Genomic DNA, 8,067 nt, shown 5'->3' with positions numbered 1-8,067 from the left:
CAAGGAGCTGCTGGCTAAAAACGGCTACAAGCAAGCGATCAGCTGGAGCGAAGAGATCGCGCTGTAAGGAGAAAATAATGCAAAGACGAGAATTTCTAAAAAACGCGGCGATGATCTCGGCCGTGGGCGCGACCGCTGCGGTAGCGGACGACGCGGGAAAAATAAAAGACGACTATAAACCGCAAGGCAGCTCGCTACAGCCCGAATTTAGCGTAAAAGACGGCAAAATTTCGATGAACGACGGACATAGCGTGGTATTTTCTATGTGTCACGGCTGCGTGGCAAAGTGCGGACTACGCCTGCACGTGGACGAAAAAGCAGACCGCGTGCTAAGATGTACGGGCAACCCGTACCATCCGCTATCAAACGTGCACTGGGCGAGCTTTGATACCTCGATAAACGACGCGCTGCTAGCCACCACGGCTAGCGGAGAGGACGATCGGCGCGCCACCGTATGCGCTAGAGGCGCGGCGCTACCCGAGATGATAGCTTCGCCTATTAGGATTTTATCGCCGCTTAAGCGAGTGGGCAAAAGAGGCGAGGGCAAGTGGAAAAAGATCAGCTTCGAGCAGCTCATAGAGGAGGTCGTCGAGGGCGGAGATCTTTTCGGCGAGGGGCACGTGGACGGGCTTAGGGCTATACTCTCAGACGAACTCATCGACGAGGCAAATCCGGAATACGGCACCAAGCGCAACCAGCTTTTGAGCTTTTATCTCTACGACGGACGCTCTGATATCGTCGATCGCTTTATCAAAAAATCTTTCGGCACTATAAATCACTACTCGCATGGCGGTATCTGCGGCGGCGGCTTTAGAGTCGGCGGCAAGATCGCGCACAACGCAAAGGGCTTTGCCCATACTAAGCCCGACTACGAAAACTCCAAATTTACCATCTACTGGGGCACCTCGCCCGCAAACGGCGGAAATCCGTTCCAAAAACAAGCCAAAATGGTCGCCTACGCAAGAAGTACAAACGACGGCTTCAGCTATGCGGTGGTAGATCCGACGCTAACAAACGCCGTCAAATTCGCCTCCTCCGATAAAGGCCGCTGGATCGGTATAAAACCGGGCACCGACACTGCGCTTGCTATGGCGATGATACGCTGGATCATAGAAAACGAAAAATACGCCGCAAACTACCTCATGCAGCCAAATTTAGAGCAAGCAAAGCTAGCCGGCGAGATACACTGGTGCAACGCCACCCACCTAGTCATCACGCAAAAAGGCCACCCAGACTACGGTAAATTTGCGCTTGTTGGCGACGAGTGGCAGGTCTGCTCTCAAAGCGGCAAAATCCAAAGCTACAAGATAAACGAGCCTGCTAAGCTCTACTACAAGGGCAAAATTTTACTTAACGGCAAAAAAGTCGAGGTCAAAAGCTCAATGCAGCTACTAAAAGAATCAGCCTATAAACACAGCCTCAAAGAGTACTCCAAAATTTGCGGCGTGAGCGTAGATGATATCCTCTGGCTGTGCGAAAATTTCACCAAAAACGGAAGGCAGGTTAGCACCAACGTCCACGGCGGCATGATGCACACGCAAGCAGCCATGAGCACGTACGCGATATTTTGCCTAAATACGCTAATGGGCACCTACGGCTACAAGGGCGGCAGCGTAAACGCAAGCGCGGGCACTCACGAGTTTTTAAAAGGCAGGTACGATCTGGAGAGCTTCGAGGGCGCATACAAGCCAAACGGGCTAAATTTATCCCGCTCGGGCAAGTATTACGAAACGAGCTCGGAGTTTAAACGCAAAGTCGCAGCTGGCGGTAGCGGCTATCCGGCGCAGCAGCCGTGGTATCCTATCTCGATGCCACTGGTAAACGAAACGCTCACTAGCCACGCCGCGGGCTATCCGTACAAAGTAAAAGCGTTTATAAACTACATGACAAACGTGATGTATGGGCAGGCAGGGCTCGAGGTTGCGGTACTCGACGCGCTAAAAGATAGCAAAAATTTGCCGCTTTTCATCGGTATCGACGCCTTTATGAACGAAACCAACGCCTACGCCGACTACATCGTGCCAGACGGAGTAAATCTCGAAAACTGGGCGCTGCCAAACTCGCTTTGGGGTACGATAGCTAAAACCTCGGTCGTGCGCTACCCGGCCGTCGCTGCTAAACAAGACCGCGCCGCAGACGGCACGCTAATCGACGTGGAGGCCTTTTATATCGCGGTGGCAAAGAGGCTCGGGCTAAAGGGCTTTGGCAAGGGCGCCTTTAAGGATAAAGACGGAAAGCCGATGGATCTGGATACGAAGGAGCAGTATTACGCTGCGGCGCTAGCAAATTTGGCCTTTGACGGAGAGGGCGTAAAAGATATCAGCAAAGAGGACTTAAAACTCAGCAAAATTTCAAAAACCATGAAAAAGCTCGAGCCGTTTTTAAAAGACGAGGAAAAAGCAAAAGTCGCGCACGTGCTGGCAAAGGGCGGTAGGTTTGACAGCTACGAGAGTGCGTACAAGGGCGATAAAACCACGGTAAAAGTCCCGGCTGCTACGCCTGCTGCGATCTACTACGAGCCCCTTGGCGGACACAGGCACTCTATCACGGGCGAGTATATGCCGGGCACGCCGACTCTAGCCCTTGCAGTCGCTAGCGACGGTACTCCGCTAGAAAAGTTTTTCCCAAAATCAGAGTGGAAATACCTCGTAAGCTCGAGAAAATCAAACATCCAGCACTACTACACGATCGTTAGTCCAAAGCTACGCGCCATACATCCGAAAAATTTCGTAAGGATCGCCGAGGATATAGCAAGCGAGCAGGGGATCAAAACGGGCGACAAGGTCAAGATCACGACGCCGTACGGCTCGCAAACTGGCGAGGCATTCGTAACAAACGGCGTAGCTAGCGGAGTCATCAGCCTCGAGCACGGATTTGGACACGATGAGTTTGGCGCCAGGGTGCATTTTATCGACGGCAAACCGGCCTTTTGGCTAGAAAGCGCGGAAAAAGGGGTAAATCACAACAAATTAGGCCTACTAGATCCGAAGCGAAAGGGCAAATTTAGCCTAAACGACTGGCTAGTGGGCACCTGTGCTAGACAAGCGCTACCTGCAAATATCCGTAAAATCGGCTAAATTTAATGCGGCGGCCTTGGCTTAGCTGGGTCACCGTTAAATTTGACGTTTCGGCGGTAAATTTAAAGTAGCGTAAATTTATTCGTGAGAGGCCTCAAATTTGCAGTACTTTTAAGGCAACCCGCGCAAATTTGAGGCAAATTTACCTATAAATATCTAAACTTAAATTTAGCTCGTCGATGACGCTAAGCATCTGCCTCACGTATCTTTGCTCGCGGCGAGCCTCGGCGATGTCTAGTTTATCAAAAAGCCGCCCCTCGAAAAAATTTCTCCTGCTAAAGCAAAATAGATAAAATTTGTTATCCATAAAGGCAGCACTCGGCGATTTTAGCGTGTTTTTGTAGGCTTTTAGCATATTTAGCTTGCCCATAAACGCAGGCGTGAGCAGGTACCTAGCCTCTATCTTATCGGTCGTAAAAACTCTAAAATTTTCATTAAATTTGACGTCGTCGAGCAGCTCTTTGTCGCCTAAAAATTTAGTATTGAAATCCTTACTCACAGCGACCGTTTTTCTGCGAAATTTCTTATTAAATTCGTAAACTAGCACGCTGCCTTTAAAGTCCGAATACTTGTCAAACGCATACTTTAGCAGGACGAACGCGGCGACGTATTTGTTATTTACGCGCGGGTATTCGCGCTCGTGGCTAATAATCTCGCACAGGTTAAATTTGACGCCTTTATAGACGCCGCGTACGCTATCTTCGCTATAAAAAATGCTCGGCCTATAAATCCCCGCCGCGTAAAATTCGCTCTGCGAGATGCCGCCGTAAGCGCTATACGTGAAGCTCTCGTCGATATCTTTGATGAGCGCGGGGGCGAAAACCTCTTTATAAAATTCGTTGTATTCCTCTTTTGCTTTTTCTACTTTTTCGATGTGATTAAGTATTTTAAAAAGATAACGAGAAAAAACAAGCAAAAACACCATCATAAAGCCAAATGACGAGAGCTGATCGCTATCGAATCTATTTCCGAGGATAAGAAACAGCGCTATGACGCCGACGCCCAAAATAACGCTTGTCGGAGATACCGCGATTCTAGCTCGGCACTCTTTTTGTTTTTTTACGGTTAATAAAAATGCTTGCGAAAGGGTCATTTGGTCGCTTTTGATTAAATTTTACGTAAATTTTGACCGAGCGCGGCTTAAAATAAAGTAAATTGGTCGGGTAAATTTGAGCGAGGATTTTTAAAATTTGAGAGATTTAGAGTCAAATTTTGACTCGGAGCAAATTTGGGGTTTGGCTAGTCAAATTTTGCCGCCGTTTTTGAGCGTAAATTATAAGATCAAATTTGACCGAGCCTTGGCGCAACTCGTCAAATTTGCAGGTCGCAAAGTTCGCTAAATCAAAGAGGCCCGCCGCAAGCTTACTTCCCGCGCAGGCCACACAGACAAAAGCTCAAATTTAGAGATTTTCTATCACCCGCTTTGTTTCTAGCGCGATTTCTAGCTCCTCGTTAGTAGGCACGACGAGAGTTTTTACCGCCGCATCAGGGGCGCTGAGATCTCGTATACCGCCGCTTGCGGCAAAATTTAGCTCATGATCGATCTTGATACCCATGTGCGTGAGGTCGTTGCAGATTTTCTCACGGCTATACGGGGCGTTTTCGCCGATGCCGCCGGTGAAAACAACCGCATCCACTCGGCCCAAAACCGCGTAATACGCGCCGATATACTTTTTAATACGGTAGCAAAACATCTCAAATGCTAGATGCGCGCGCTCGTCGCCTTCGTGCATTTTGGCGACCACTTCGCGCATATCGTTTGAGCCGCAGATGCCTAGTAGCCCGCTTTTTTTGTTTAAAAACGCGTCTATGCCCTCAGCCGCGAGCTCGCCTAAATTTAAAAGATAAGTAAGCACCGCAGGATCCATATCGCCGCTTCTAGTGCCCATTATGAGGCCTTCTAGCGGGCTTAAGCCCATCGAGGTATCGACGCTTTTGCCCCCTTGAACGGCGCAGGCGGAGGCTCCGTTGCCTAGATGTAGCGAGACGGCGTTAAATTTCTCGTACGGCACGCCTAGATGCTCAGCGGCTTTTTTGGTGACGTAGTGGTGCGAGGTGCCGTGAAAGCCGTATCTGCGGATGTGTAGCCTCTTACAAAGATCAAATGGTAGGGCGTAGCGGTAGGCGTACTCAGGGATAGTTTGATGAAACACGGTATCAAAAACGACGACGTGAGGCACCTTTTTACCACTCTCATGCATAGCATTTTTTATACCCGCTAGGTGGCCTGGGTTGTGAAGGGGTGCTAGCATGGAGTTTTGCTCGATTTTGGCGATCACGTCAGGGGTGACTAGAGCCGAGTCGCTAAAGCTCTCGCCGCCGTGCACGATGCGGTGTCCGATACCGCCAAGTTCGCTAAAATCATGCAGGATATTTGAGCTAACAAACAGTCGCCTCATCGCCTCAAGCCCCTCGTGGTGGTCTTTTAGCGGCGCGCGCTCCTCGTAAATTTTATCCGCGCTAACGTCTTTTAGCTTGGCATAGGAGCTTGCTTCGCCGATCTTTTCGACTAGGCCGCTAGCGATGACGCGGTTGTCGCCCATATCAAAAAGCTGAAATTTAACCGACGAGCTGCCTGAGTTTAAAACCAAAATTTTCACTATTTTTCTCCTTCGTTTGCGGCTTGTATCGCGCTTATTAGGACCGTATTTACGACGTCTCCCACGCCGCATCCGCGGCTTAGGTCGTTTACCGGCTTTTTTAGACCTTGCAAGATCGGTCCGACGGCGACGCAGTTTGCGCTTCTTTGCGCGATTTTATAGCCGATATTACCCGCGTTTAAATTTGGAAATACAAAAACATTCGCACGGCCTGCTACGTCGCTGTTTGGCAGCTTTTTGCGCGCTACTACGGGGTCTATGGCCGCATCGTACTGTACGGGAGCTTCGATTTTTAGGGCGGGGGCTAAATCGTGCGCTATCTCGCCAGCGCTTCTAACCAGATCGATATCAGCGCCGCTGCCGCTATCTCCGCTAGAGTAGCTTAGCATCGCTACTCGTGGTTCTAGTCCAAAAGCGCGCGCCGTATCAGCCGAGGCTAGAGCGATTTGCGCTAGTTGCTGGGCATCCGGGTTTGGATTTATCGCGCAGTCGGCGTAGATCAGGATCTCTTCCGCAAAGCACATTATAAACGAGCTTGAAACTAGCGGGCTACCCGGGCGCGTTTTGATGATCTGAAGTGCTGGGCGGATGGTGTGTGCCGTGGTCGTGTTTGCGCCGCTCACCATGGCATCTGCCAGCCCTTCTTGCACCAGCATCGTGGCAAAGTACGTCCTATCTCGCACGAGTTCGCGAGCCTGCTCCATGCTTACGCCCTTGCTTTTGCGAGCCTCAAAAAGCGCGGTGGTTAGGCGATCTGCGTACTCGTTTTTTTCTAAATTTATAAATCTCGCGCCGCTTAAATTTACCCCGAGCTTCTCCGCGTCAAATTTAATCTCGTTTTCGTCGCCCAAAAGGATCAAATTTACTGCGCCGCTTTTTAGTAAAATTTCGCTCGCTCTTAGTATCCGCTCGTCTTCGCTTTCAGGCAAAACGACGGTTTTTTTATCTCTTGCGGCAAGTTTAAATAGCGAATTTTCAAAGCGTAAAGGCGTGATGATATCTTGCTTTGCGTTTAAAATTTCATCTAAATTTCCGCTTACGATTAGCTTTGAGTTTCGCGTAAAAAAGCTCAAATTTTCGCGGCAAAAAACCGGAACGTTTAAATTTCTAGCGATCTGTAAATTTAGCTCTATTTCGCCGATATTTGCTATGCTTTGCGCGGGTTTAACGAGTACAAAATCAGCGCTCTCGGCCAGGCGGTCAAATTCATTTATCGCGCTTTTAAAAAACTCACGCTCGCTGCCGTTTTCAAAAGCCTTTTGGGTATTTTCTCGTCCATAAAAATCATTGATGGGGTCAAAAACGGCTACATTTTTAAATTTTGTTGATATAATTTCGTAAATTTCTTGAAAATTCGCGCCAAGCGCAAGGATGGAATTAGCCATAATTTTCCTTTTGGAACTTGATTTGCTTATTTTATCGTAAAATTTTCACTTTAAGGTAAAACGTGAGAAAAAATATTTACTTTTGCGCCCTTGCAGCAGCGTTTTTGAGCGGGTGTTTACCTAGTGCCGACCCTCGCATAGATATGAAGCCGCCCGTTTACGTCGAGCAGCTTCCTGCCAAACAGGTCAATAACCAACCAAACGCGGGCAGTCTTTTTGGTCGCGGCGACAACCCGCTTTTTGCCGACCGCAAGGCGATGAACGTAAACGATATCGTAACCGTCGTTATCAGCGAGCGCGCCAACCAAAGCTCCAGCGGCAAGCACGACACGAGTAAAAACAGCACGATAAACCTTGGTGGAGGGATATTTACTGCAGGCTCCGCGCCGCTATCGACGCTAGCTACTCAGCTAAACAAAGCCGGCGATATCGGCTTTAGCGCGGGCACGAAAAACGAATTTACGGGAGCTGGATCTAGCGTGCGCGCAGAGGCCTTTACTACTACGATCTCGGCACGCATCATCAAGGTGCTAGAAAACGGCAACTACTTTATCGAAGGCTCGCGCGAGCTGCTCATAAACGGCGAAAAGCAGATCATGCAGCTTAGCGGCGTGATCCGTCCGTACGACATCTCAAACGCCAACGAGATCGACTCGCGCTACATCGCCGACGCCAAGATCTTATATAAAACCGAAGGCGACGTGGATAGGGCGACGAGGAAGCCGTGGGGGACAAAGCTTATGGAGGCGATCTGGCCTTTTTAAGCTTTTTTATGCTTAGCTAGATGGCTTGTCTTTTGAGCGCTTTTTGTGGATTTTGTTAAAATTTGACTCGATAGGCTACATGCCTTATCTTCGTCAAATTTTAACTTCAAAACCCCAAAAATCATCTCAAAATACTTCGCCTTTATTTTATTTGGGCGGCTCGTCTCACAAGCGCTTTTCCAAAATTTCGCAAAATTTTTGTTCCGCAGGCTATATAGTAGGAATACCCACCGTAAATAGC

Annotated in this window: 6 protein-coding genes; 3 read left to right on the top strand and 3 right to left on the bottom strand. The window is 49.1% G+C overall.

Going from position 1 to position 8,067, the window contains the following annotated elements:
• Positions 1 to 77: 77 nt before the first annotated feature.
• Positions 78 to 3,077, top strand: coding sequence for a molybdopterin-dependent oxidoreductase (locus Q0394_RS08980; RefSeq protein WP_298946956.1), 3,000 nt, complete (start codon positions 78 to 80; stop codon positions 3,075 to 3,077).
• Between the two features lie 142 nt (positions 3,078 to 3,219).
• Here Q0394_RS08980 and Q0394_RS08975 read toward each other — a convergent pair whose 3' ends face one another.
• Positions 3,220 to 4,170, bottom strand: coding sequence for a DUF3137 domain-containing protein (locus Q0394_RS08975; protein ID WP_298946954.1), 951 nt, complete (start codon positions 4,168 to 4,170; stop codon positions 3,220 to 3,222).
• Positions 4,171 to 4,267: 97 nt separating this feature from the next.
• On the opposite strand from Q0394_RS08975, the gene Q0394_RS08970 reads away from it, so the two are divergent.
• Entirely contained in the window at positions 4,268 to 4,417 is a 150-nt protein-coding gene (locus Q0394_RS08970; protein ID WP_298946952.1) for a hypothetical protein, read from the top strand.
• Between the two features lie 60 nt (positions 4,418 to 4,477).
• On the opposite strand, the gene Q0394_RS08965 is transcribed toward Q0394_RS08970, so the two are convergent.
• Together Q0394_RS08965 and pta are read right to left on the bottom strand one after the other, a co-directional pair.
• Positions 4,478 to 5,677 (bottom strand): acetate kinase, encoded by a 1,200-nt coding sequence (locus Q0394_RS08965; protein ID WP_298946950.1) that lies wholly within the window; start codon positions 5,675 to 5,677, stop codon positions 4,478 to 4,480.
• Positions 5,677 to 7,062, bottom strand: a complete 1,386-nt coding sequence (pta, locus tag Q0394_RS08960) for a phosphate acetyltransferase (RefSeq protein ID WP_298946948.1) — start codon at positions 7,060 to 7,062, stop codon at positions 5,677 to 5,679. The genes Q0394_RS08965 and pta overlap by 1 nt, the downstream gene beginning before the upstream one ends.
• Before the next feature lie 62 nt (positions 7,063 to 7,124).
• Between pta and flgH the strand changes: the two genes are divergently transcribed.
• Entirely contained in the window at positions 7,125 to 7,826 is a 702-nt protein-coding gene (flgH, locus tag Q0394_RS08955) for a flagellar basal body L-ring protein FlgH (protein WP_298946946.1), read from the top strand.
• Positions 7,827 to 8,067: the final 241 nt, after the last annotated feature.

It is taken from the genome of uncultured Campylobacter sp., assembly GCF_938039205.1.
In the GTDB taxonomy this organism is placed as follows: domain Bacteria; phylum Campylobacterota; class Campylobacteria; order Campylobacterales; family Campylobacteraceae; genus Campylobacter_A.
Note: the sequence above shows the minus strand (reverse complement) of the source record. Positions and strands in the feature narration are given on the sequence as shown.

What these genes read in the sequence shown, in the direction of transcription:
- Q0394_RS08980 (WP_298946956.1), top strand. Translation starts at nt 78, where the DNA reads ATGCAAAGACGAGAATTTCTAAAAAACGCGGCGATGATCTCGGCCGTG.
- Q0394_RS08975 (WP_298946954.1), bottom strand. Translation starts at nt 4,170, where the DNA reads ATGACCCTTTCGCAAGCATTTTTATTAACCGTAAAAAAACAAAAAGAG.
- pta (WP_298946948.1), bottom strand. Translation starts at nt 7,062, where the DNA reads ATGGCTAATTCCATCCTTGCGCTTGGCGCGAATTTTCAAGAAATTTAC.